Annotated in this window: 20 protein-coding genes and 2 pseudogenes; 15 read left to right on the top strand and 7 right to left on the bottom strand. The window is 45.7% G+C overall.

All coding sequences use genetic code 11. The features are described 5' to 3' along the window. The first annotated feature begins 15 nt into the window (after nucleotides 1–15). The 11 genes from FHS16_RS28220 to FHS16_RS28170 all read left to right on the top strand — a co-directional run bounded on the left by FHS16_RS28220 (nucleotide 16) and on the right by FHS16_RS28170 (nucleotide 11,257). Nucleotides 16–1,137 (top strand): D-alanine--D-alanine ligase, encoded by a 1,122-nt coding sequence (locus tag FHS16_RS28220; RefSeq protein ID WP_183570550.1) that lies wholly within the window; start codon nucleotides 16–18, stop codon nucleotides 1,135–1,137. A gap of 720 nt (nucleotides 1,138–1,857) precedes the next feature. Beyond that, nucleotides 1,858–2,175 carry a hypothetical protein gene (locus tag FHS16_RS28215; RefSeq protein ID WP_183570632.1) on the top strand — a complete coding sequence of 106 codons (318 nt, stop codon included), beginning with the start codon at nucleotides 1,858–1,860 and terminating at the stop codon, nucleotides 2,173–2,175. Between the two features lie 3 nt (nucleotides 2,176–2,178). Further along, nucleotides 2,179–3,207, top strand: coding sequence for a UV DNA damage repair endonuclease UvsE (uvsE, locus tag FHS16_RS28210; RefSeq protein ID WP_183570548.1), 1,029 nt, complete (start codon nucleotides 2,179–2,181; stop codon nucleotides 3,205–3,207). A 102-nt stretch (nucleotides 3,208–3,309) separates the two neighbouring features. Next, nucleotides 3,310–4,128: a sulfite exporter TauE/SafE family protein gene (locus FHS16_RS28205; protein WP_183570546.1), complete on the top strand. Its 819-nt coding sequence runs from the start codon at nucleotides 3,310–3,312 to the stop codon at nucleotides 4,126–4,128. A 104-nt stretch (nucleotides 4,129–4,232) separates the two neighbouring features. Continuing rightward, nucleotides 4,233–5,087, top strand: coding sequence for an inositol monophosphatase family protein (locus FHS16_RS28200; protein WP_183570544.1), 855 nt, complete (start codon nucleotides 4,233–4,235; stop codon nucleotides 5,085–5,087). Nucleotides 5,088–5,159: 72 nt separating this feature from the next. After that, entirely contained in the window at nucleotides 5,160–6,335 is a 1,176-nt protein-coding gene (locus FHS16_RS28195) for a PQQ-dependent sugar dehydrogenase (RefSeq protein ID WP_246432012.1), read from the top strand. 164 nt (nucleotides 6,336–6,499) lie between these two features. Then, the gene (locus FHS16_RS28190) at nucleotides 6,500–7,102 is read left to right on the top strand and encodes a sigma-70 family RNA polymerase sigma factor (protein ID WP_183570541.1); all 603 of its coding nucleotides are present in this window, start codon (nucleotides 6,500–6,502) and stop codon (nucleotides 7,100–7,102) included. Continuing rightward, the gene (locus FHS16_RS28185; RefSeq protein WP_183570539.1) at nucleotides 7,029–8,351 is read left to right on the top strand and encodes a DUF4179 domain-containing protein; all 1,323 of its coding nucleotides are present in this window, start codon (nucleotides 7,029–7,031) and stop codon (nucleotides 8,349–8,351) included. Before FHS16_RS28190 ends, FHS16_RS28185 begins: the two co-directional genes overlap by 74 nt. Nucleotides 8,352–8,690: 339 nt before the next feature. Beyond that, nucleotides 8,691–9,209: a hypothetical protein gene (locus FHS16_RS28180; RefSeq protein WP_183570537.1), complete on the top strand. Its 519-nt coding sequence runs from the start codon at nucleotides 8,691–8,693 to the stop codon at nucleotides 9,207–9,209. 250 nt (nucleotides 9,210–9,459) lie between these two features. Beyond that, on the top strand, nucleotides 9,460–10,308 hold the full coding sequence (locus FHS16_RS28175; RefSeq protein ID WP_183570628.1) for a stalk domain-containing protein: 849 nt from the start codon (nucleotides 9,460–9,462) through the stop codon (nucleotides 10,306–10,308). A 22-nt stretch (nucleotides 10,309–10,330) separates the two neighbouring features. Further along, nucleotides 10,331–11,257, top strand: a complete 927-nt coding sequence (locus FHS16_RS28170; RefSeq protein ID WP_183570535.1) for an aminoglycoside phosphotransferase family protein — start codon at nucleotides 10,331–10,333, stop codon at nucleotides 11,255–11,257. 111 nt (nucleotides 11,258–11,368) lie between these two features. On the opposite strand, the gene FHS16_RS28165 is transcribed toward FHS16_RS28170, so the two are convergent. The 6 genes from FHS16_RS28165 to FHS16_RS28140 all read right to left on the bottom strand — a co-directional run bounded on the left by FHS16_RS28165 (nucleotide 11,369) and on the right by FHS16_RS28140 (nucleotide 19,167). Beyond that, a complete protein-coding gene (locus FHS16_RS28165) occupies nucleotides 11,369–12,880 on the bottom strand; it encodes an ABC transporter substrate-binding protein (protein WP_246432011.1) in 1,512 nt (503 codons plus the stop codon). 62 nt (nucleotides 12,881–12,942) lie between these two features. Then, on the bottom strand, nucleotides 12,943–13,704 hold the full coding sequence (locus FHS16_RS28160; RefSeq protein WP_183570531.1) for a response regulator transcription factor: 762 nt from the start codon (nucleotides 13,702–13,704) through the stop codon (nucleotides 12,943–12,945). After that, nucleotides 13,679–15,442 (bottom strand): sensor histidine kinase, encoded by a 1,764-nt coding sequence (locus FHS16_RS28155; protein WP_183570529.1) that lies wholly within the window; start codon nucleotides 15,440–15,442, stop codon nucleotides 13,679–13,681. The genes FHS16_RS28160 and FHS16_RS28155 overlap by 26 nt, the downstream gene beginning before the upstream one ends. Nucleotides 15,443–15,678: 236 nt before the next feature. Next, nucleotides 15,679–17,181 carry an ABC transporter substrate-binding protein gene (locus tag FHS16_RS28150; protein ID WP_183570527.1) on the bottom strand — a complete coding sequence of 501 codons (1,503 nt, stop codon included), beginning with the start codon at nucleotides 17,179–17,181 and terminating at the stop codon, nucleotides 15,679–15,681. Nucleotides 17,182–17,268: 87 nt separating this feature from the next. Continuing rightward, nucleotides 17,269–18,198: a carbohydrate ABC transporter permease gene (locus FHS16_RS28145; RefSeq protein ID WP_183570525.1), complete on the bottom strand. Its 930-nt coding sequence runs from the start codon at nucleotides 18,196–18,198 to the stop codon at nucleotides 17,269–17,271. 12 nt (nucleotides 18,199–18,210) lie between these two features. After that, nucleotides 18,211–19,167, bottom strand: a complete 957-nt coding sequence (locus FHS16_RS28140) for an ABC transporter permease (protein WP_183570523.1) — start codon at nucleotides 19,165–19,167, stop codon at nucleotides 18,211–18,213. Between the two features lie 209 nt (nucleotides 19,168–19,376). Here FHS16_RS28140 and FHS16_RS28135 point away from each other — a divergent pair. Then, nucleotides 19,377–19,700 (top strand): annotated as a pseudogene (locus FHS16_RS28135) (histidine phosphatase family protein); the annotation flags it as partial. 193 nt (nucleotides 19,701–19,893) lie between these two features. Further along, nucleotides 19,894–20,373, top strand: a complete 480-nt coding sequence (locus tag FHS16_RS28130) for a hypothetical protein (RefSeq protein WP_183570521.1) — start codon at nucleotides 19,894–19,896, stop codon at nucleotides 20,371–20,373. A 419-nt stretch (nucleotides 20,374–20,792) separates the two neighbouring features. On the opposite strand, the pseudogene FHS16_RS32840 reads toward FHS16_RS28130, so the two are convergent. After that, nucleotides 20,793–21,101, bottom strand: a pseudogene (locus tag FHS16_RS32840) (IS4 family transposase); the annotation flags it as partial. A 186-nt stretch (nucleotides 21,102–21,287) separates the two neighbouring features. Between FHS16_RS32840 and FHS16_RS32535 the strand changes: the two are divergent. Together FHS16_RS32535 and FHS16_RS28120 are read left to right on the top strand one after the other, a co-directional pair. Further along, the gene (locus FHS16_RS32535) at nucleotides 21,288–23,819 is read left to right on the top strand and encodes a winged helix-turn-helix domain-containing protein (RefSeq protein ID WP_183570519.1); all 2,532 of its coding nucleotides are present in this window, start codon (nucleotides 21,288–21,290) and stop codon (nucleotides 23,817–23,819) included. Between the two features lie 125 nt (nucleotides 23,820–23,944). Continuing rightward, on the top strand, nucleotides 23,945–25,519 hold a 1,575-nt coding region (locus tag FHS16_RS28120; RefSeq protein ID WP_183570517.1), incomplete at its 3' end, for an InlB B-repeat-containing protein.

The raw sequence follows: 25,519 nt of genomic DNA, 5'->3' as shown, positions 1-25,519 counted from the left end.
ACCGGAGGATATGCCATGGGGAGCAAGGTTCGAGTAGGTTTAGTTTACGGGGGAAAATCGGGAGAGCATGAAGTTTCTCTGCAAACGGCTTACGCGGTTATGGGTGAGTTTGATTACAACAAATACGAAATTAAACCTTTTTATATTACGAAGCAAGGCGAATGGAAGACGGGAGACGTACTGCATGCGCGGCCGTCGAACGCTGAGGAGCTTCGGTACGCATCTGGAGAGGCGAAGCGGGCTGGCTTCGCTCTGGCTCCGTTATTCGCGCGTTTAGGCTCTGAAGGCTCGTCTGAAACGGCTGGGGAGCCTGGTATCGATGTTTTATTCCCGCTGCTGCATGGCACATTCGGCGAGGATGGCACGATTCAAGGTCTATTCGAGATGGCGAACATGCCATATGTCGGAGCGGGCGTTCTCGCTTCTGCCGTTGGCATGGACAAGATTCTGATGAAAAAAGTATTCGCGCAGGAAGGCTTGCCTCAATGCGTATTCCGTTATTTCAACCGGACACAGTGGGAGCGCGACGCATCCTTCTTCATTATGGAATGCGAGGTTTCGCTCGGCTATCCATGTTTCATCAAGCCGGCCAACCTTGGCTCCAGCGTCGGTGTTTCGAAGGCTAAAAACCGCGAGGAGCTAATAGCGGCGGTAAACTATGCGTTCCGATTTGACCGTAAGGTTATCGTCGAGGAGTTTGTCGATGCCCGTGAAATTGAAGTAAGCGTACTCGGCAACGACGATGCGAAGGCGTCTGTTCCAGGCGAGATTGCGCCATCTAATGAGTTCTACGATTATAAAGCGAAGTATATTGACGGCAAATCGACGATGCAGATTCCGGCTATTTTGTCCCCGGAAATTACAGAGTCGATTCGAGAAATGGCTGTCCGCGCATTCCAATCGATTGACGGCTCCGGCTTGTCGCGCGTTGATTTTTTCCTTCGTAAAAGCGATAACCAGATTTTTATTAACGAAGTCAACACCTTGCCGGGGTTCACGCCGTTCAGCATGTATCCGCTCATGTGGAAGGAAACCGGCATTCCATATAAAGAACTATTAGACACCTTGATCTCGCTCGCGCTTTCCCGACACGCCGAGAAACAGCGTATAGACTTTACCGGCGAAGCAGCAAAATAAGATTTAAGTCTGTGCTGAGCTAAGCCGCACAGATCCCCATTGCATATATCCAGAGGGGCAGCTCTCTGGATTTTTGTTTGTTAAAAAAATTATTCAAAGCCGAAAGGCAGAGTGGAATCAGCTTAGCATAGAAGTGAGCTCAGAAAGCAGCTGTTAGCACGCATATGTTCTTACAGCAGCCAAGTAACCCGAAAGTGTGTGATGTAAGCACGCATGCGTTCTAATGGAGCCAGATTAGAGTATAAGGGAGCTCAAAAAGCAGCTGTTAGCACGCATATGTTCTTACAGTAGTCAAGTAACCCGAAAGTGTGTGCTGTTAACACGCATACGTTCTTATGGAGTCAGAGCAGCAGCGTTGAAGCGACACATTGTGGATTTCGACGTAAAGCGTGTCCCGCAGGGACGAGAGCGCTCCCTGAGCAAAAGCAGCTATTATGCTCTTCGCAGCACCAACGTTAGTCCAGTTGCAGGAGTCCAGAGGGTGCAACCCTTGGGGCCCTCCCTTGGAAGGGAGGGTTTGGGTGGGTTCGAAAATCTTTGAAGGTTGGTAGTTAAAGCCTTTGAAGGTTGGTAGTTAAAGCCTTTGAAGGACTGGTTGTTAAAGCCTTTGAAGGTCTGGTAGTTAAAGCCTTTAAAGGTGTGGTAGTTAAAGCCTTTGAAGGTCTGGTAGATAAACCTTTAAAGGCCTGGTTGTATTCCAAGGAAAGGGGGGGAAATCAAATGGGATTTGCAACGGAGTTTAATTCGGTTTGTAAATTTAAATCCGAGCAAGAGCTGTATGAATTGTTGGAGTACGGTCGGGGCAAAATGGTCAAGAGCGGCTTTCGCGTGTTTCCAACGGGGCAGAAGGTCATTGCCTATACGCCTGGTAATGAAGCGATCGCGATTGTCCGCATCTTAGCTTCTATTGCAGAGATTAATTTTCAAGGCGAAGAAGTGACACAGGTGGAGATGGAGCTCGTGAGAAAGTTGACTGAGGAAGAATCAAAAATTCAAACGGCGCTTGCGTTTGAGATGTTTTTCGGAGAGAAGGCCTAATCGATGATCGTTAGATTAGGCTTTGTTGCAATGAGCTTGCAGCTCGAGAACGCCTCACCTTCCAAAACGATGACCTTTGCCAGTTTCTCCAAGCTTGGCGATCGCGAGGCGGGTATTAGGAAGCTGGAACGGATTGCCGAAGAGAACCTGCGCAGCTCGCTGCGCATTCTCAAGCATTGCAAAGCCAGCGGTATTCAAATGTATCGCTTTTCGTCCAAGCTCATTCCACTCGCTACCCACGAAGAATTGGCGGATTGGGATCCTTTCGCAGCGCTTAAGCGAGCTTTTCGTGAGGTAGGTGAATATGCGGACAAGCATGGCATTCGAGTCTCTTTTCATCCGGACCACTTCTGCGTGTTCAGCACGCCGAGACCGGAGGTGCTTGCGAAGTCCGAGCTGGATTTAATCAATCATGTGCGAATGCTGGAAGCCATGGAACTGGGCGAGGCAACCAAGTGCAATATACATATTGGCGGTGCTTACGGTGACAAAGTTGTAGCGGGCGAACGATTTGTTCGCCAATTCGGAGCTTTGCCTCCGCGTCTAAAGCACCGGATTACGCTCGAAAATGATGACAAGACGTTTAATGCGCGTGAAACGCTTGATGCGGCGGAGCAGGCAGGGGTGCCTATGGTGCTCGATATCCATCATCATGCGGTAAATTCCGGCGATATTGATGATGAAGAGCTGTATAACGGACTTTGGCCGCGGATTGTCCGTACCTGGGACAAGGAGCGTGGAAGGCTCGGTCTGACAGACGCAGGACAGCTGCCGCCTAAGATTCATGCATCGAGTCCCAAAAGCCTATCCGATCCGCGCGGTCATGCCGACTATCTGGAAGCAGAGCCGTTATTGCGTTTTCTCCGTCATGCGGCTCGAACGACCGAGCATGTGGACTGCATGCTCGAAGCCAAGAGCAAGGATGAAGCACTGTTTAAGCTGATGGCTGATTTCAAGCAATTGGAAGCGGAAGGCGGCGAAGGCATCAGAGTGCTTGACGGCGGACGGATAGAAATATCTGCCGTAGATTAATTATACGGGAACCACCGCCAAGGCATGCCTTGGCGGTATTATTATATGTAGGCAATCCGTCACGGCCCGTACAATGACCACATGGAAAAGGTGATAAACATCATGGAATGGATCTTATTAGTATTGTTAGGCGTCGTAGCCGCCATGTTTGGCAGTATTGTCGGTCTGGGCGGCGGCATTATCATCGTTCCCGTGCTTATGCTTATTGGTCCCGTATTAACGGGAGGCGAAATCGGACACGCCACAGCGGTGGGCATTTCGTTAACCGTACTCGTCGTAACGGCATTGGCATCAACGTTAAGCTACGCTAAACGGAAGATTGTGGATTTCCGCAGCGGCTGGTTATTTTTTATAACGAGCGGGCCTGCTGCAATGCTGGGATCGGCGCTGACCGGCTTGCTGCCAGCGGGAGCATTTCAGCTTATATTCGGTATTTTTATGCTGCTTATGGCCTCGCTGCTCATAGCTCGCGACTATATGAAACCGTTTACCAAGGAGTGGCCGATCGTACGGACGATTACGGATGCAACGGGGCAGGTTCATACGTATAGCTATGGGATCTTGCCTGCGCTCGCAATAGGCTTCGGTGTTGGACTGATGTCTGGTTTGTTCGGCATTGGAGGCGGCTCGCTGTTCGTACCGCTAATGGTTTTATTGTTTCGTTTCCCGCCGCATATGGCGACAGCCACCTCCATGTTCGTTATTTTCTTATCTTCCATACTTGGCAGCGGCATGCATGCATATTTGGGGGAGACGGACTGGCTGCTCGTGCTGGCACTAGTGCCAGGTGCTTGGATCGGCGGCAAGCTGGGTGCGGCAATCGCGGTTAAAATGAGCGGAAAAGGTTTGCTGTGGCTGCTGCGGGTGACGCTGCTGCTGCTCGCTGGACAATTAATCATTGAAGGTATTGGATCATTTTGATATGGTGGAGTAATCATAGGCGAAACCTGCGTGAGGCTTCATACGTAGTAGAGGATAATATGGTTTTTGTTCGTGAATTTACATAGAGGGAAGAGTGATGGATCGTGAGTGACCAGAACAATGCTTCCGTTGTTGGCGGGAAAAGCTTTACTGCTGTCGCAATCAATTGTGCGTCCAAAGCAGGAGAATGGATAAAGACGAAACTTGGCAATTATGCGAGCCTTGATATAAAGTACTCCTCGCATGACTTGGTGACCGAGATTGATAAAGGCTCGGAGCGCTTAATCAAAAATTTAGTCATGACTCATTTCCCGCATCATTCCTTTCTGGGTGAAGAAGGCGTGGAGCCGGGGCCAGAGGCATCGGCTAAGGCGCTTGCCAATATCCGGGACGCGGAATATTTATGGATCGTCGATCCGATCGACGGAACGACTAACTTTGTTCACGGCTTTCCGTTTTTCTGCGTATCAATCGCGCTTGCATATAAAGGCGAGGTTATCGTTGGCGTAGTGTACGATCCGATGAAGGATGAGCTGTTCGTCGCGGAGAAGGGCAAGGGTGCCTACGTCCACGGCAAAAGAATGCAGGCATCGAAGGACGAAACGCTGAGAGGCAGCTTGGTGGCAACGGGCCTGCCTGCAGACCACCACTATGCGCTGCCGTTGAATTTGAAAGGCATTCAAGCAATTGCTCCGCAGGTTCGGAACCTGCGTATCGCAGGATCTGCTGCACTGCACCTGGCGTATGTAGCAGCGGGGCGCTTGAGCGGATTCTGGGAGATCGGGCTCAGCAGCTGGGACCTAGCGGCAGGAACACTGCTTGTACAGGAGTCTGGCGGAATCGTAACCGACACGATGGGCAAGCCTTATGATCTGGGCGTCCGCAATGTCGTAGCTACCAATGGCCATATTCAAGATGAGCTGGTTGCGGCTCTTGCCGCGTCGAACGCAAACGAATAAACGAATGGGACAGCGTACTGCGATACTCGCAGCTGCGGTGTCCTTCTCTGTTTAAAGGAGGAGTCCATCCAAATGACCGCAAAAAAACGTATTGCCGCAATGATTATGACGACCCTATGCCTGGGGATACTTGCTGCTTGCGAGTCGAACGAAACAAAGGAAGCACAGCCAGCCACTGAGGTACCGACAGCGATTGCGACAGAACAACCCAACGAAACAGATACCGCCGTGGAATCGACTGAGCCTGGTCCGAATGAGCCTGAAATGAGTGATGAACCTTATACCGTGCTTGCACAGGAGCTGCGTGTCCCTTGGGTTATTGCATTTCATGAGGATATTGTCTATATAAGCGAGCGCGAAGGGAACATCGTAAAGGTCGATGGCGCGCAGATGACGCGGCAATCCGTCCATTTGAAGAAAAGCGTACAAGGGGTAGGGGAAGGGGGGTTCCTCGGGTTTGTGTTAAGTCCGGACTTCGCGCAGTCGAAGACAGCTTATGCTTATCACACCTATGAGGAAAAGGGACGTCTTCTGAACCGTGTCGTTCTTCTCGAACAAAGCGGCGACCAGTGGAACGAAATGGAAACTTTGCTTGAGGGCATACCCGGAGCCGCCAATCATGACGGGGGGAGAATGGCTTTTGGCCCGGACAAGCAGCTGTATGTCACGACGGGAGATGCGCAGCAGCGGGAACTTGCTCAGGACATTAATAGTTTAGCGGGTAAAATATTAAGGATGACGCCGAGCGGCGGAATACCGGAGGATAATCCTTTCCCGGACTCCTATGTATATTCATACGGGCATCGCAACCCGCAGGGTTTGGTTTGGAATGACGAAGGCATTTTGTACAATACAGAGCACGGTCCTTCAGGTAATCCGGGAGGGCATGATGAAATCAATATAATCGAAGCGGGAGGCAACTACGGCTGGCCCGCCATATATGGGGATTCAACTGCAAAAGGCATGATTGCGCCAATCTACCATACAGGCGAAGAGGCGATTGCTCCTTCGGGCGCGACGATTGATGCAGGCAATCGCATGCTGATTGCTACCTTAGTGGGCAGTGCGCTTTACCGTTATGATCCAGCTACCCAAGAGATGATTGTCGTATTTGAGGGCGAGGGAAGGCTTCGGGACGTGAAGATAAAGGACGGTCGCGTGTATGTGATTACGAATAATACCGATGGACGAGGCACGCCTAAAGAGAATGATGACAGACTTTTACTGCTTCAGGATCTAAATGAGTAGTAGAGGATCGATATAATAAATTCGGTGTTGGCTTGCTTTTATACACCTCCGCAACCACTTAGGGATAAGGAAACTTCCTTATGATTTGGTTGTGGAGATTTTTTTTGTAGATAATGAACTTTATTAGCCCGTGAGATCTCTTATTTATGAAAAGGGGTGAGAACGTGAATATAAGCCGTCTTGTCAAACAAGCCCAAAGAGGCAACAAGGAAGCTTTACTACAACTAATCATAGCCGATCAAGACGCTTATTATCGACTTGCCTATAGCTATATGAGAAATGAGCATGATGCAATGGATGCAATGGAAGACATGATTGTGACGTTGTATGAAAAGCTGGATCAATTGCAGAAGAGCGAGGCCTTCTACAGCTGGAGCAAAACCATTCTCGTCAATCGCTGCAAAACCATCCTTCGCGGCAAGGAACGATGTATTCCGCTAGAGGGCGAGGGTGAACTCTCGCTTGCTTCAAGGACAGATGACAATCCATACCGCGCTACGGAGTCTGAGATGGACATGGAGGTGCTGCTCTCTCATCTGAATGAGCGGCAGCGGGAAGCCATTGAGCTTCGTTACGTACATGATCTTCCTTATCAGACCATTGCGGATATGACCGGTACGCCACTAGGCACAATCAAATCAAGAATTTCGCAGGGCATACAAAAGCTGAAAACCATGATCGGAGGTGATCGTTATGAAAACGATCGAGGAGAGAATAGAGGAGCACAAGCAGAGCTTGAATATCGTACAGGCCCCGTCAAAACTTGAGGACAGGCTTCGACATGCACTTGAGCATGTACCCGCTAAGAAAAGAAAGATGAACAGAGCGATGACATGGGTTGCAGCATCGGCGGCAGCGCTCCTTCTGATTGTCGGAACTTATCAATACCCTGCATTTGCTTATTACGGAGGCAAGCTGTTGAATAAGATCGAGCTGAGTTCTCTAAGCTTTTCTGAGGTGGCGGAGCAAGGCTACGGACAAACGGTCAACAAGAGCAAAACGCTGGATGATGGCACGGTTATTACCATTAACGGGGTCATTGCAGACGATAACGGAATGTTAATGTATTACACCATCGATCGGCCCTCAGGCTCCGTATTTAAGGACGATAGAACCTTTCGTTACGGAGTGGGCAATATGCAAGGATTTTTGACGAATTCAAATCCGAGAGAAGGAAGCGGTGGCAATCTCACCGATGACGAGACCCATTTCGAGGGCACCTATAAATTCGAGTCGGTCAGCCCGTTCGCCAGAACATTAACCGTTACCTTTGATGAGTGGCTAGAAACCGGGGAGAAGGCATTGTATCCGATTTCCTTCAAGTTTGATGCAAATAAAGCGATGAACAGTTTGCTTAAAGAGGACATCGCGAAATCCGTTTCTGTCGATCAGGGAACTGTCTACTATGACTCCATTACGGCTTCACCCACTTCAACCGTTGTGAAGGGACATTATGAAATGGATAACGAGGAATTTCCGAGATTTCCAGGTAAAACAAAGCTTTATGTGAATGGAACAGAGGTGAAATCATGGGGCATGCAATCAAGTCGCGACGAAAAAAAGGGCAGACCGGGTTTTGAACTTGAATTTGATGTGCTTCCGACAGACAAGCTCGAAACGATTGAACTTGTACTCGAAAATTTCGACGGATACCAAAATGTGAAAAAGCCGATTTCCCTAGCTTCGCCTTCGGATCTATCGATCAAAATCGGTGATGAAAAGCTATGGATTCGAAGCGTTACAAAAAACGGTACAGGCTATGATATTGTAATCGCCAGAAAACAATTCACCTTCGTCGAGACGGAAAATTTATCGGTACAGACTGGGGATATTAAGGTTCCCGTATCCGCCATTTCCACTCCACGTCCTTGGGATCTGAAAAATGGCAATATCCTGTGGGAGCAGACGTATTCTTTTAACACGATGGAACAACCGGAGCAGCTGCTTATGGACGGTTTCCGCTATATTAAAACCTATGATAAGACCATATTAATACCTATAGCTGCTAAAAAATAAAATCATGTCATATGACAGCTGTTTCAACTTTTTTGCTGCTTTAGTTTGTTTTAAAATGAAAAAAATAATTGGCAAATAAAATAGATATTGGTATATTTGTTTTATTGTATTTATTCTTGCGAATTGCGCGATAGCATGTAACTAGGCTGTATATGGCTTAATGTTACTGCCACGTGCTGATGTATCGATTAGGTGAGGGCGGGTTCGGGGACTTGTTCAATTGTATTTGATGAGACAGTAGGCTTTTAGCTGACCTGTCTCTTTTTTATATAGCTGATGAGGTAAGCCGATCCTTCTGGAACAGAACTGTCATATCGCAGTGTTAGGGGGGAATTGGAAATGAGAACATCATTTTCTATCACAATAGCCTTATTCGTATTTCTTATCTTGGTAAGCGGATGTTCAAAGAATGAAACATCTATAATGGAGAAGATTCGAAAAGAATTCCCTGATTATGTTCAAAGTGATGAGGTTTACCATGCTGAAATGATCAAAAATGGTTTGCTTGTCTTTTATAAAAGTAATGAAGGTTTAGGTGCAGCATTTATTAGACAAAAATCAGAAGATTGGGAATGGGTAACAGGAACAGGATACACACGACTTAATCCAGATGAGGGCTTGTCAGCCTTATATGCCAATATGGACTCGGTTTATTTAAATTTTTCATACGGTGTAATTACGGATTCACATATTTCCGAAGTGCAGTCTTCGGGCAACAAAGCAAAAATTGTTCAAGTCGCGGATGGTACGAGAATATGGTTCATAACGTATGATAATCTTCTTGGGTCCAGCGGTTCGGTTCTACCTGCCATAATCGGTATAAATAAAGACGGGAATGAAATCATAACGATTCAGTGAATGTAGTTCCGGCATTCCTTATTAAATGGAAGGAGATGAAAGAAACGGTGGAAAACTTCGTGGTTACGCAAGCAGAAAGGATTGCAGGCCAATTTCTTCTCGAACAAGTAAAAACATCATACCAGATCATAGGGAAAGGCTTTGTAAATCAGGCCTGTGTAGTCGAGACAGAGAGCCGCAACAAAACATTTTTGTCTTATTATGGGGGCGATATTATTCACCTAATATAATTAAAAAGGAGTGATCCATGATGAAAAAAACATGCCTTGGTTTTTTTGTTGCGATTCTTTTATGTATTACATCATCAACTGCTTATGCGGCAGCCATTCAAATCAAAATGGATGGAGTTACTATTGCATCCGATGTGTTGCCCGAAATAAAGTACAAACGCATAATGGTGCCTCTTCGTGCAATTAGTGAAAACTTGGGTGCAAACGTCGAATGGTCCAATTCAGCGGTTATTCTCAGTAAAAACGATATGAACGTAATCATATCGCTAAACAGTAGTACAGCGGTGAAGAATGGTGAGAAAATGCCGCTTGACGTAAAACCTTATATGAAAAACAATTGCATGTTTGTTCCGCTTCGTTTTATTGCAGAGACGTTTGAATGCAACGTTAATTACAGTAAATTAGCAGTGACTGTAGATACTAAACCATTTCTCATAGACGGTGTACAGGTGAAAACCACGCAACTAGAATACCATATGATCATGGGCGGAGTAGTACAGCAAGTATATGGGAATGCATATAACGAAGCAATCCATCATATTTTTGTGAAAAACAAAGGTGAAAAGGTCGAAGCTCCTACTAACTACTCTTGGAATCTTAATCTTGACATACCTGGTTCTTATTATAAAAATGGACAATATGAATTTCTAGACCAAGAAGGAAACCGTTTAGTTCGTTTTGATGTTTATTCTTTAATTCGTTCTTTTCCATCAGAACTTTTAACGGGATACCCAGAGACTTTGATTCATGATGCATACAAAGATGAATGGTTTTTGTTTAGAGATAAGGCAATACAATCCATTGAGCATATAATTGGTACTGCCGCTAGGAACGGTTTTCTGACAACTATAAGCAATACCGTTGTGTAAAGGGAAAGAGTGAGGTGTGGCAATGACTGCATATGAGAAACCAAGCGTGACTATAAGCGAGGTTGAGAGAGTATTAAAGACTCAACTAGGTTCTAACGTGGCAGAGATAACGCCAATGGCAGGCGGCAACTTGAGCAGTGTTTTCTCCTTCAATAATGAAGGGAGAGGATACGTCATTAAGTTCAGCGACATGGAAGGAGCGTATGAAACGGAGCATTATATATCAACTATGCTTTCCAAGCAGGGGATTCCATATCCCAGATGCCTTAGGCAAGGGAAAGCCGGACATTTAGCATATTGTATCCTAGAGAGGATGGACGGCCGCATTCTAGCGGATTTCTCAGCCGAGGAGCAAACCCGCCAGGTTCCAGAGCTTATCAAAAACTTGACGCGTCTAAATCAAGTAGATCTCGGGCGAACAAGCGGATATGGGTGGATAGGGCCTACGGGTGACGGAGCATTCCAGACATGGAAGGACTATTTGGTTGCAGCATTTGCGGAGGAACAGCCAGGGAGCTTCTGGGACAATTGGTATGAATTATTTGAAAGCACTTGTTTAGAAAAAGACGTCTTTGCTGAATGCTACAGCCGCTTGATGGCCTACTCCTCTTACAATGAACCGCACCGCTACTTTATTCATGGGGACTTTCACCAATGGAATATTCTGTCCGACGGCACGCGTATAACCGGTATTATTGATGGCAACTGCGCATATGGAGATTTTCTAGTTGATCTCGCCATTCTCGATAGGCACATGGAGGGTCGTGAAGTCATTCAGGCTTATCAAGAATACCAAGAAAAAGCTGGAATAGTGATTCCGAATTTCGAAGAGAGATTAATTGGAGCATATTATTTTAAAGGAATGGACGGACTTCGTTTTTATGCAAAAATGGGATGGGAAGACGCTTATTGCAGTACGCGCAACTTTCTTCTCCGTTTAAACACCTGAGCCGCTTTTAGGCAAGAGGCATCAAAAGTGCCCCCGATGGCATAAAAACAGCGGAAGCGAGACCGTATTCATTCGGTCTTGGCTGCCGCTGTTTCTATTTGCAGAGTTAATCTATTGGGATGCAGAAGCTGCCAACGCACTTGACGCTTTAAGCTGAGCATCCAGCTGCTTCTGTACTTCCTTCATTACCGCTTCAATGCCTGCTTGCTTTAGCTCCTCATTGAATTTGGGGAGGATCGAATCAACATCGACGGTACCCGTCATGAGGCTCGGATAGTATTTTTTCCAAATCATCTCAATATTCTCGATTTGGGCGGACTGCTTGGATAGATCAGGAGTGAAGCCTAGAACGGTCGATTGGACTGCTTCAGCGTTGTATTTGCGGAATTGCTCCCATTTATCGAGAGGTTCCGGGTTATCGCCGCCCATGGTTTTCAGAATAAACCAGTTGCCTTGCGTATATTGTACGCCTGCATAGCTTGCTGGCGCATCCGGAATGGGGTCGCCTTGGCTGTCTTTCCCGGGAATGGGAATCGCTTGCCCTTGTTCGCTCAGCGTGTAATGCACCCCTTCAATCCCATAGTTGAATAGGTTTCGTATTTCAGGATCGGTATTGAGCAGATTCAGAAATTTGATGCACGCAATGGGATGCTTGGTGTTGGCATTAACGGCCATGATTCCGCCACGGACCGATTCCGTAGTGACGACGCTAGGGGTTACGGGATTGGATACAACCTTGTAGCCGCGATCCTTGCTCCATGTTGTCTCCGAGATGGGGCCGCCGCCGGAGGACTTCCAGAACACTTTATCTCCACGCTTAAGTCCGCCAGGCTCCCGCAGCGCGGCGTCTTCGTTAATGAAGCCCTCTTTATAATAGCGCCTTAATGTGTCCAATACTTGCCGTGCTTCCTTTGTCTCGAAGATATTGACAACTTTCGCGTTAGCATCCAGTGATTTCACCATTAAAGGAACTTTGTTGTTCACAATATATTCGTAGCCATAGAGCGCGAAGAAATTGTGGGAATCCCGGTCCAATTCCATCGGAATGTATGCAGGCTCATTCTCTTGAACCATCCGGAGCAAAGGCTCAAGCGATTCGAGCGTATCGTATTCGGTAATGTCGATATCGTACTTATTTATGATTGAAGCGGGGTACATCCAATGATCACGCACGGCCAGTTCTTTATTGGTCGGTACCCCATAGATGCCTCCGTCATTCATTTGCAGCCCTTGCCAGAAGGTTGGGTCAATAGTATCGTACAGATCCTTGCCCAGGCTTGTAAGATAGTCATTCAGTCTTAGCCATGCGCCGCGCATAGCGGTGTTTGCATAGTTGGGTGCAAAAGCAATGTCGAAAGGAGTGCCAGCGGAAATAAGGGTGTTCAGCCGGTCTTCATATTCCTGCCACCCAATCTTTATATAAGTGATCGTGACGCCAATTTTACGAGCCATGATTTCATTGATTTTATCATTTACGAGCTTCAGATCCTTGTCCGGCTCTCCAATCGTGTAATAAATCAGATTTACGGTTTCACCATACTCGTTATCATCGATGTTTCTGCCAGGCTGCTGGGAGCAGCCGGTTGCATACGCTGTGAGCAGCAGTATAATACTGATCGTCATGAAGATACTTCTGTATCTAGAGCGCTTTAGCATCCATATTCTCCATTCTGCCTAGATCGTTATTATCCTTTTCCCCGCAGATCAGAGGGAGATTTCCCGAAAAAGCTTTGAAAGTGAGTATAGAAATAATTGAGATTGTTGTAGCCTACGGAAATGGCGATAGAAGAAATCTTCTCATCTGACGATTGAATACGTTCTTGTGCGAGAAGCATCCGGTAAGCCATGAGATACTCTGAGAATTTCATTCCGGATTCTTTAAGGAATAATTGGCCAAGATAGGTGCTGTTCATCTGGAAGAGCTCTGCCACTGATTTTAAGGTGATATTCTGAGCATACTCGGTCTTGATCATCAGCAGTATGCGGTTGACCAGCTTGGACAAGCGGTCATAGCTTACACCCAGTACCGGATCCTTGTTCAAGCTCTCGCAGCTTATATTGCCGATGGTACCGCCCAGATCTTCAACGATAATTTTCTCGATCACTTGCTGCAGCTTTGTACGATCCAAAGGCTTGAGCAAATAGTCTTTAACGCCACAACGAATGGCCTCTTGGGCATACTTGAATTCACTATAGCCGCTCATAATGACATACTTGGTAGGAATTTGGAGCTCGTTAAGCTTTTGGATCGCTTCGTAGCCAAGATCCTTGCCAACGCAGACATCAAAAATCGCGACATCCGGCAGGAGGTCTACAACCTTAGACATGGCCGCCTCAGTAGATTCGCAGGTATCTATTCGACTGAATCCGTATTGCTTCCAGTCTAGGATCCGCTTCATGCCCTCCAGAATCTGTGGTTCGTCATCCATGATCAGCAGTTTGTACATTCTCTATCACCTCTTTTGGAATCCGTACAGAAATCTTAACGCCAGCTTCCTCATTATTTCCGATCTCTATGGAAAAGCTTTTCCCGTAAAAGAAGTGAAGCCTTGTGTAGACGTTGCGTAAACCGATACTCTCGGAGGAAGTGTCATCCTGGTTGGACAGTGTGTTTCGCACGGCATGTAAACGCTCCGATTGAATACCACGCCCATTATCCACAAATTCTAATACGTAACATTCCTCAGCTTCCCAGCCATTCACGACATACAGATTAAACTCATTGCTAGCATTAAAGCCATGGATAAAAAAATTCTCAGCCAAAGGCTGCATCCAAAATTTCACGGTGGGGATCAAAAGCAGCGTCGGGTCTACATTGACTTGATAAAAAAAACGTTCCGGATACTTAAACTCCATAATCTCCAAGTATTTCTGCAGCAATTCCAGCTCACTTGCAAGCGTAATGATATTTTCCTTTTTGACTATTTCGCGATAGAGGGCTCCTAAGGTAGCGATGGCATCAGCGGTGTCCCTATCCTGGTTAACGAGAGCAGTGGAGCGTATGACCTCCAACGTATTATAAAGAAAATGAGGGTTGATCTGATTTTGGAGTGCTTTCATCTCTGTTTCTTGCTGCTTTAGTTTAAGCAAATATTCATTCCGGATATGCTTATCGAGCTGTTGAATCATATCGTCCAATTCCCTTGCGATCATGCCGTATTCATTGCGACGATAACGGGCAGGGCGATTAGGTGTGAAATTGGCTGTTTTCACACGTCCAATCGATTGAATAATTCGGTGCAGGAAGCGGGAATCGTCCCGCATATTGTACACAATGAGCAATAGTACACTAATCATAGTCGTTAATACGATTAGAAATATGGTGATCAGCATCTTGGCATGCTGCCGAATGAGCATAGATAAATCAACGATGCTAACGAATTTGAAATTGAACTTTGTGGATGGGAAGGCGATAAAAAAGCTATGCTCAAATAATCCCTTCGAAATATAACCATGACTGCGTCCATTCGCTACCGCTAGACGGGATAATTCCTTCAAGTCGGGGTCCTGTCCGTTACCGATCAGGTAGATCTCACCGGAAGCGCTGACAGCAGCGGCCTCTCCCAACCGATAATTTTGAATAGACTTAAAGATTCGTTCACTGCTGACCAAGAAGCGAAGCTCCCCTAATTCCTTAGAGCCCAGCGCTAGATCCGAGAGTTTCTTGCGATATACGAAGCCATTCAAAATGGTATCGTTAAAAGCTTCATCCGTATTCGGCAGACCGAACATGAAGCTTGCAATTCCGTTATCGTTAAATTGTACGACATTGCCATATTGTCCGGTATGCAAGCTAACCTGCGTAATTCCGCCTTGCGCCCAGCTGTAAAGGTAGGTTTTAATATCCTCTGGAAAGGATACCAGCGGCTGTGAGAATTGGCTGTTTTGCAGGCTATTGGTTAAGTAGCCTTCGGCACTGCTGCTTAAAAAACTGCGAGCATCATCCATCAGACCATGGTTGGAATAGATACGCTGCATGTAAGCCTCAATTCGGTCAGCATCATACTGAAGCTCGTTCTCTACACCCGCGAAAGCATTGGCAGCCTCCAAGCGTGCATCCCCAACCCATTGATTCAGCAGCATGGCACAGGTCAGAATGCCAAGCGCGAGTCCAATGGTCACGACGAAGATGACATAGGCAATAAACTTGTAACGATAAATTTTGATTTGTAAAAAAGAGCTCATTCGACACCTCAATTGCAGCAGCATGCTCTAAAGTAAGCGTTTACCTTACCACTGTAACATGATTAAGCGAAGCTTCATAGATAGCAAGAAAAAAGCATCCCATACCGAGGTATCTCCATAAGGGATGCTTATTTAAAAGATAGGAAAGCCTATCATTTCGAATTACTGTCTCTATATTTCTCGGAAGGAATCGCGCAGGCGCCGCCATAGGGCGGCGATAGCCGTTTCACCTTAACTTACTTGAAGTAGCTATTAATTTGCTCTTGCGCCGCTTTCATAATCGTATCCATGCCAGCGGACTTTAATTCAGCCGTAAGCTTCGGAATCACTTTCTCCGGATCGGATGCGCCTGTAATGAGTTCGTATTTGTATTTATCCCATACGGATTGGCAATTCGCTACTTCTGTCTGAAGATTGCTGATGTCCAGCGCGAAACCCAGTAGAGAGGAGGATGTCGCTGCATCGTTTAGCTTTTTAACTTGATCCCATTGGTCCTCAGGGGCACCTTTGGTAACGGCTAGGTTAAAGAATGTAGCTTGAGAATAAGCAGCCAGCGGCCAAGTATCGGAGGTGCGCTCGATTACCTTCTCGCCATCGACATTTTTATAATCTACGTCCAGTTCGCCGAATGCAAGCATATTGCGCAGTTTTGGATCTGTGTTTACTAATTCGAGGTACTTCAATGCTTCGTTCTTGTATTTCGAATTCGCAGAAATGGCGTTCAGGGAGCCTTGGATCGTACTTGTTGTATAAATAGGTCCGAAGTGCTGAACCATATCATACTTTTGAACAGCATCATTGATTTGCCAGCTTACTTCTGCGCCTGGGAATGCCTGTGCTGCGAAGAATGGTCTGCCTTTGTCGCTCTCTGTTTTAGTCGGAGCATCAGGATTGATGATGCCGTCTTGATACCATTGGTGCAGGAGCTTCAAATCGGCCATAATATCAGGCTGCTCAAGAACAGAGACAACCGTGCGTGACGCATCGTCTGTTTTTACACCAATGGGTGAGAAGCCTAGCGTTAGATCGTCATAATTGTTAAAGAAACCGTTCAAGCCTTCGCCTTGCGTCATTGGCATGGGGTAGAAGCTCTTGCCTTCGCCAGCCTTTATGCTGTGCAGAGGCGCATCAAGGTCCTGCAGTGTTTTGATGTTGTTGATATCGATATTGTATTTTTGCACGTATTTATCATCGTATACCCAATATTGCGTTAGCGCAGAATCCTTATAGGTAGGAACGGAATAATATTTGCCGCCAATTTTCGTGCCGTCCCATACCTTTTCAGGAATCAATTTGTATAAATCAGGAGTTTCGCTTTGAACCAAATCAGTGATGTCGGCAAAAGCTCCCATAGCTACTTGTTTGCTGTATTTGCCGCTGTTTGTGAACATAATGTCGAATGGCTCGCCCGTATTCACAATCGTGTTTATTTTGGTATCCCATTCACCCCAGCTGGCGACTTTAATGTCAATTTTCACGCCAATTTTCTCGGCTGTGTACGCATTCATGGCATCGATAGCTTTGCTGAAGTTATTCGGCACTTGGCCGCCGATGGTCCACCAGACCAGCGTCGGAATATCCTTGCTAGGCTCCGTGTCCTTTGGTGCATCTGTAGCTTCATTCGTTGCATTAGCTGCATTTGTTGCAGCTGGTGAATTCGAGCCGGAGCAGGCTGCTAAAGCAGCCACCAGCAGTGTGAGCGTACAGAGCATAGAGATGAGCTTCCAAGATTTCTTCATTTCATTTCCCCCTTATTGAAGTTGTATCACCGTACGAGGCGTAAAGTGATCTATCATAAACCAAGCTAGCCTGGCTTATTTCGTTGGTTATCCTTTGACAGCGCCAATCGTCAGCCCGGAAATGAAATATTTCTGGAAGAAAGGATAGGCAAAGGCCACAGGCAGAACGATAATAATAGCAACAGCCATACGTGCAGATTCCTTCGGCATTGTTGCGACTAGCACGGCATAGCTAACGCCCATGCTTGCAGCATTTTTGGCAAGCGCGTCTACGTTGCTCATCAAGCTATTTAGGAGCGCCTGCAGTGAGTAGAGGTTCTGGTTGTCGATGTACAGCATCGATTGGAACCAGTCATTCCAATAAGAGAAGCAGAGGAACAACCCGATTGTAGCAATGACCGGCAAGGATATAGGCAAGATGATAGAAAAAAAGATTCGCAGCTGGCTAGCGCCATCTATTTCAGCAGACTCAATCAGCCCATCGGGAATCGTGCTTTTGAAAAAGGTTTTACAAATGATTACGTTGAACGATGAGACGGCCAGCGGCAGAATAAGCGCCCAGACGCTGTCCTTTAGTCCTAATAAATTTGTGTTAATGAAGTAGCTGGATACGAGACCGCCGTTGAATATCATCGGGATGAACACGACCCAAGTCAGAAAGCCATTGAGCTTGTAAGTTGGGCGAGAAAGCACATAACCCATAGAGGTGGTAAGCAATACGCCGAGCACAGTACCAACCACAGTAACAAGAGCAGATACACCGAGCGCCCGCAGAATCATCGTTCCCTGCTTAATGACATAGGCGTAGGCTTCTCCTGACAAAGCAACGGGCAGCAGATGATACCCTGTCTCCCGTATGGAGTCCTCACTGGAGAATGAAATGGATAGAACAACGATTACAGGTATGACGCAGAGCAGCGCCAAGACGATAAATATCAGGTTGAAAAAAAGGTTTACGACGTTGCTCGTACGGTTGAATTTCTCAAGGCCTGTTTCATAAGTCTTTCTCGTTGACATTGCGTTACCTCCTTACATCATCGCGCTATCCGGATCAATTTTGCGAACAATCCAGTTAGCGATTAGAATAGTTGCACAGCCCAGAACCGACTGCACGAATGCGGCTGCAGCTGCCATCCCCAAGGTAGCGGATTTCAGTTGTTTATACACCATGACATCGATGGTGGTGGACACGTTGAACAAAGAGTTGGAATCTCGCGTCACCTGATAGAACAAGCCGAAATCGGTATAGAATATACGTCCAACCGCCAAAATGAACAGCATGACGATAACGAGTTTGAGCATTGGCAATGTGATATATCGCGTCTGCTGCCAAATGGAAGCGCCATCAATAACAGCTGCTTCGTAATAGGTGCTATCAAGGCTTGTGATGGTTGCCAGATAGATGACCATGCCATAGCCTAAGCCTTTCCAGACATTTAAGAGAATGAGAAAATAGGGCCAGTATGCCGGCTCCATATACCAGTTAACAGGATCGCCACCCATATTGACGAGCATTTGATTGAGAATGCCTTTATCAAAGCTCAGGAACGCCCAGCCTACCGCAGAGACGACAACCCAGGATAGGAAATAGGGGAGGAACATCATCGTCTGATAAACTTTACTCGCCTTGCGGCTGTGGAGCAGTCCAATCATAATAGCGAGTAGGACGGGCAGAACAATACCTAGCACGATAAAAATAATGTTGTATCCAATGGTGTTTCGAATAATAATCCAAGCGTCATTCGACTTAAATAAGAACTCGAAGTTTTTGAAGCCTACCCAAGGACTATTGAATACATTGCTCAAGAACCCGCCGCTAATTCTGAAGTTTTTGAAGGCAATAATGATCCCGAACATAGGTAAGAAACAAAAGAGGATGTACCATATCGTCGTAGGCAATGCCAAAAGAGTCAGTTCCGTATCCTGCTTGTGCCAACGAATTCGTAAGCGCTTTCTTTTATCTTGAAGCTCAACTGTCGATTTCATGCCTTTCGCTCCTTTCGGTGTTGTCTCGGTTGTATTGCTCTTGTTGAGTTCATTGTATAGCAGGAGGATTCGATGCTTCTAGATAACAAACTTGATACTATAGTCAACAAACGTTAGTTTCGAAAGACCATTTTCACAATTGGTGCATGATTCTATTAAATGGATACGAACAAATGGCACTTAGCAGATTTTAATGGGATAAGGTATAAAGAGCTATCATTGATACGAGACTTGATGTTTTTGATTTAGGTGAAGCTGATAGATTAAAAAAAGTCGAAGTGAAAATGGTTGGAGCAGTTCCTGATTCTAGCGTGTATAAAGGAGTTGAACAGATCCCTAGGTTCATAAAAAGAGTTTTTGAATTTATGCATGAACTTAAAAACAAATATGGCGCAAGAGAGATAAATATCTTATTGTCTGGACACAGGTGTACAACTGGTTGTATTGGAGCTTATTTTGAGGGGGTACCGGAAGATGGGAATATTTTAAAATTCTCATCAGATAATGGCCAATATAAAGTATATAAACTTTAATTCGCGCTAACGGACTGTACTAAGGAAGACATTGACGATATCGTTTTTTAATGGACGAATTAAGCTGCCCAACAGGCTATGAGGACATGAAAGGACGCTTGGTTTGTAAATAGTCATGCATTAACAGCAACACTATGATCCGAATGTCAAAGAGGTTAACTTAATAAGAAGGTAGGATTGGAGGAAAGAAAGCATGAGGAAGGAAGACTGGATAAAAGTAATCTTAGTAGTATCAGTATTATGTAATGGTGCTTTATTTGCGAGTCAAAAACGTATGAGCAGAAATCAAGCATTGAAATATGAGCTATTAAATGCGTACATTTACCGAGACTTAACCCAATTAGAAGCGACGATAAAGTATCAAATAGATAATAATTGGGATAACGAACCTCTTGTTATTCAAAAATTAGATGATGCGATTGATTCAGTTATCTTACACATTGGAATGGAAAAAGACGATGATAAGGAAGAAATTCTTTGGAATCTACATAATTATTTAAAAGGGTACAAGGTTGGTGACGAAAACTTAGAGGGTAGCCTAACCAATAAGCAACGAACTGATTACATCTATTTAGGAGAGAAGCTCCGATCAAGCGGGTGGAACTATGGAGTAGGGTATGATACAAAATGGGATATTTTTGAATCAAAAGTAAAAGGGCTCATTGCGGCATGATAATGGATTTCTTTATTAATAGAGAGGAAATAAAATATGTGGATATCGATATGATTACGTGTTCCAAATTATTAATGGTAAAGTAAAGCGAATCTATGGAAAATCCATTCCATTAGGCAAAGGTAAGTCTGACGTTTACACTCTACGGTTCGCAGAAAATACAAAAGGTAACATTGATTATAGAAATTGTGAATCTATTCTGACTGTAATTGATCCAAAGAACCGTCTATATAAGAGAAGCGGCTTTCCAGAGGTGAAACATGACCAGAAGACAATATATTGGTAAGACAGTAGGCTTCGGTTCAGGGAGGTAAGGAAGCATTTAGACAATTGGTTGGACGATAGGCCAATGCCGTTTATTTAACTGCCTATTAAAGGTTGGGCGATTCTCATGAAGCAGAAGATGACGTCACTCTCGTAAGTGAGGAAAACTGCCGGACTATCGTCAAACTAAACGAATGAAGAAAGGCACGCAACGCAAAACTGGGATGATTTAGAAAACGATAGACCACATCTTTGCCTGGCAATGAGCCGCCTCGGCCACTTTCCAGCAGTCGAGACCAATTCTTCCCCTCAAAGACAAGCGAGAATAGCAGCTGAAAGACAGCGAGCGCTGAGAGGCCAAAAGACTAGTGAATGCCAGCCGCCAGAAGCAGTTTGCCGACTTTCAAAGAAGTAAAAACAGTCGAAAAACGAGACTGGTCAGACAGGGAACGATGGTGTACCATAGATTACACACCTTTCTTTGTTTGCATGGTTGCTAGTCACTCCCACGATACAAAACGAAGAAGGCACTTTTTTGTCTAGAGAATGAAAAAACACGATTTATCCCTACAGCCACAAGGAATTCAAGCCAATTTCGCGTTGCGAAAGTTGAGTTATTAATTTAGAGCTTTTTTGTGGAGGAATCAACAGTGATTGTAAGTGCAAAATTTCAGATCCCCCATATACGAAATACTTTGGTACCCCGTCCAAAGCTGATGCGCAAGCTTAACGAGGGGATGGAAACCAAGCTGACGCTTGTTTCCGCGCAGGCTGGTTATGGAAAGACAACAGCTTTATGTGAATGGGTGAAACAATGCAGCGCGCTTGTTGCGTGGGTCTCTTTAGATAAGCATGATAATGAGTGGATTTCATTTTGGAGTTGCGTAACGGCCTCCATTCAGGAGAGAATCCCTGGCTTTGGCCAAACGATTGGGTGTCTTCTTGAGAAAGGACCTTCGGAATCTTCAGAGCCTATGATTAAGGAACTTTTGAATGAATTGAATCATATAACCGGTGAACTGGTAATCATACTCGACGATTATCATTTCATTGAACTCCCCGATATTCACCAATCATTGAGCTACCTACTGGAACATTTCCCTCCACATATTCATCTTTATATCGTTAGCCGTACCGATTTGCCGATTCCTACTACCAGACTTCTGGCGAAGGGCGAAATACAGTATATCCAAATGAAGGATTTGCGCTTTGAACTGGAAGAGGGGTTTGTATTTTTTCGAGATACGACGGATTTATCGCTAACGAAACGGCAAGTAACCGAGCTGTTCCATCAAACTGAGGGTTGGGTGAGTGGATTGCAGCTGGCGGCAATCTCTCTGAAACGCAGTACTAATATAAAGCAGTCCATTCAGCAATTTTCGGGTCAACAGCATCATATATCCGATTACTTGTTGGAAGAAGTGTTCCTGCATCAGTCGGAAACCATGCGGTCCTTTTTATTGGAAACGTCCATTTTAAGTAGAATGAACCATTCTTTATGCCAGGCAGTAACGGGTCAAATGAACAGTCAAGAGCAATTGGAGAGACTGGAGCAGCTGAATTTATTCATTATACCCTTAGACGAGGAGCGGAATTGGTATCGATATCACCATTTGCTTTCCGATTTCTTGCGACAGTTAGGGTCCAGAACGGATTCGGACAAATGGATTCAAGTGCACATCCGCGCTGCGAATTGGTTGGAAAAGCATGGGTTTGATGAAGAGGCGGTGGAGCATTATTTAGAAGGCCAACAGTTTGCGGATGTTATTCGTTTGATCGAGAAAAATCCCCCAGCCTTGATGCAATCGAAGAGTGCTGCGTTGATGAGGTGGGTAACTGTTTTACCTGAAAGCTCCTTTGCGGAGAAGCCAATGATCGAAATGTTTTATATAGCCGTAATGATGCTAGGAGGTAAGTGGGAAGCCGCTTTTCAGAGAATGGAGCAAACCAAAGATCGGTTTGAAGCACTGCAAGGGAAATTACCCGATGTAGACTGGAACAAGGTTATGGGTAATATCTATTTCTATTGTGGTATGGCCTCTTATATCCAAAATGACTTTGTGCGAGCATCGGATTATTTGGCCCTTACAGAACGATATATGCCGGAAGGAAGCTACTTTCAGGTGATGGGGGTAAACCGGTATGAAGGGTATAGTAGGAATTATGATCAATTAACTTTAATCAAAGATCTGTATGCGGCGGAAGACTTCATTTTGAAATGGATTAAAGTATGGGAGTATAAAAAAAATTATCCTTTTATTGGATATATGTACTTGGCATATATCCATTTGCTGTATGAGTGGAATCGGTTGGAGGAGGCAGAATTTTACTTCGGTCTGTCATTGGGGCGCATAGACCAACAGCCTCTTGCACGAATTATGATCCAATTGGGCATCGCTGCATCGCGGATTGAGCAAGCCAAAGGAAATCCAAAGCGAGCGTCCGAACTATTGGTGCAATTGAAGTCGAAAATTGATTCACCCGATTATGCTTTATTTATTGAGAAAATCGAAACGGAACAAGCTTATCTATCTTTGCGGCAAGGCTCGCTCCAAGATGCGCTTGATTGGTTGCAAAGGTGTGGTCTTACGCACACGGATGAGGTTTCATTGAATCTTATGGCAGAGCATCTGATTTTGGCTAGAGTGCTTACGGCGTGCGAACGAATAGAAGAAGCGCTATACCTGTTAGAAAGATTATATCTATTGGTGTGTAAGGGAGACTGTCTCCGTGATCACACAAAAGTATTAATTGTGCAAAGTGTGACGCTATGGCATTCGGGTCAAACGGAGGCTGCGCTCATTCCATTGGGCACTGCTTTGGATTTGGCCAAGCCAGATGGATATATTCGTAGTTTTATTGACGAGGGTTTTGTCATGGAGGAGATGCTTAACGCTTATTCAAAGGTTCAGCAAGACAGCAATTCTTCTTCGGGTTCCTATGTAAAGCAACTGTTGCGTGCTATGAATGATACACCAGAGGCCGATCAATCACCGAAAGGAATACTGACAGTGCAGGAGTATACAATTTTGCTGCTAATCAGGGATAGATTGATGAACAAGGAAATTGCCGAGCGTCTGAATATTACGGTAGATACCGTGAAATTTCATATTAAAAACATCTACAAAAAGCTTGAAGTAAACAATCGTAAACAAGCATTGGAAATTGCAAAGCAATTATAGAGACGTGGTTAAAATGCCTATCCTGTTTTTAAAAACCTACCCCAGGCGGGTAGGTTCTATTTTGTTTATTTTAATTTATAGTAGAGGAGAATGTCGAATCTAGACAAAGGTGAGTGAAACAATTTATGAACAAACGTTGGATTTCTTTAGTAATGGCATTAATTATTCTATTGGGGATGATCCCCACTTTTGCTAGTGCTGCTTCTACTGATCATTGGGTTAATCAGAAACCTGATAACCTTCTTACCAGTAATCAGGACGTCTGCTACGGTAACGGCAAGTTTATGGCGGTGACTGATGAGGGAGGCATCTTAACCTCGAGTGACGGAGCGAGTTGGACGTATTACCAACCGGAAAATACACTCAAGCTTTCTAGTATCAGTTGCGACAATGGCCAGTTTGTGGCTGTGACTAGAGCTGGACTTGCATCGTCCTCTAGTGACGGAGTGATCTGGAAAACGGGCCATACCCTCAATAATTATTTATCCCTTTGGGGCGTTAGTTACGGCAACGGCCTTTATGTGGCGGTAGGGAACATAGTTGCTGGAAATACAGGAGCCATATACACCTCTACGACGAGCGAGACGCCGGACTTATGGACGAATCGCAATGTAAGCACCACGTCAGTACTTAAGGGCGTCACCTACGGCAACCAAAAGTTTGTGGCGGTGGGGCAAAATGGAACGATACTGACCTCTAGTGACGGAGTGAGCTGGACGAGCCGAAATTCGGGCACTGCGGCAGATCTTAAAGGCGTCAAATACCTAAATGGTAAGTTTGTGTCCTGGGCAGTAAACGGAAAAACGATATTGACCTCCGTTGACGGAGTGAGCTGGAGTATGATCACCACGTCGGGTATTATCTGCGTGGCATGTGAGTCGGTAAATTCTGGAGTCCTTCATAGTGTCTCCTACGGAAATGGTACGTATGTGGGTGTGGGATCATTTAATTCTATCTATACCTCCAGTGACTTAGTGAGTTGGACGAAAAGCTATGAGAGTGCGTACGGGTCTCTTAATGGCGTCACCTACGGCAACGGCACGTTTATCGCGGTAGGTAACAGAGGAGACATATTTCAAAACATTGATCTCCCGACATACAGCGTAACCTATAACGGCAATGGCAGCACGGGAGGAACCGTGCCAACGGATAGTAATCCGTACGAGCAAAGCGCAACAGTAACCGTATTAGGAAACACGGGAAGCTTGGTGAAGACGGGCAACACCTTCACAGGCTGGAACACGGCGGCCAACGGAACAGGAACACCCTATGCGGCAAATGCAACGTTCGGCATGGGAGCGGCGAACGTGACGCTGTACGCGCAGTGGAAGGCCAACCCGACATACACCGTAACGTACAACGGCAATGGCAGCACGGGAGGAACCGTGCCAACGGATAGCAATCCGTACGAGCAAAGCGCAACGGTAACCGTATTAGGAAACACGGGAAGCTTGGTGAAGACGGGCAACACCTTCACAGGCTGGAACACGGCGGCCAACGGAACAGGAACACCCTATGCGGCAAATGCAACGTTCGGCATGGGAGCGGCGAACGTGACGCTGTACGCGCAGTGGAAGGCCAACCCGACATACACCGTAACGTACAACGGCAATGGCAGCACGGGAGGAACCGTGCCAACGGATAGCAATCCGTACGAGCAAAATGCAACGGTAACCGTATTAGGAAACACGGGAAGCTTG

This window comes from Paenibacillus endophyticus (assembly GCF_014192395.1).
Lineage (GTDB): Bacteria > Bacillota > Bacilli > Paenibacillales > Paenibacillaceae > Pristimantibacillus > Pristimantibacillus endophyticus.
Note: the sequence above shows the minus strand (reverse complement) of the source record. Positions and strands in the feature narration are given on the sequence as shown.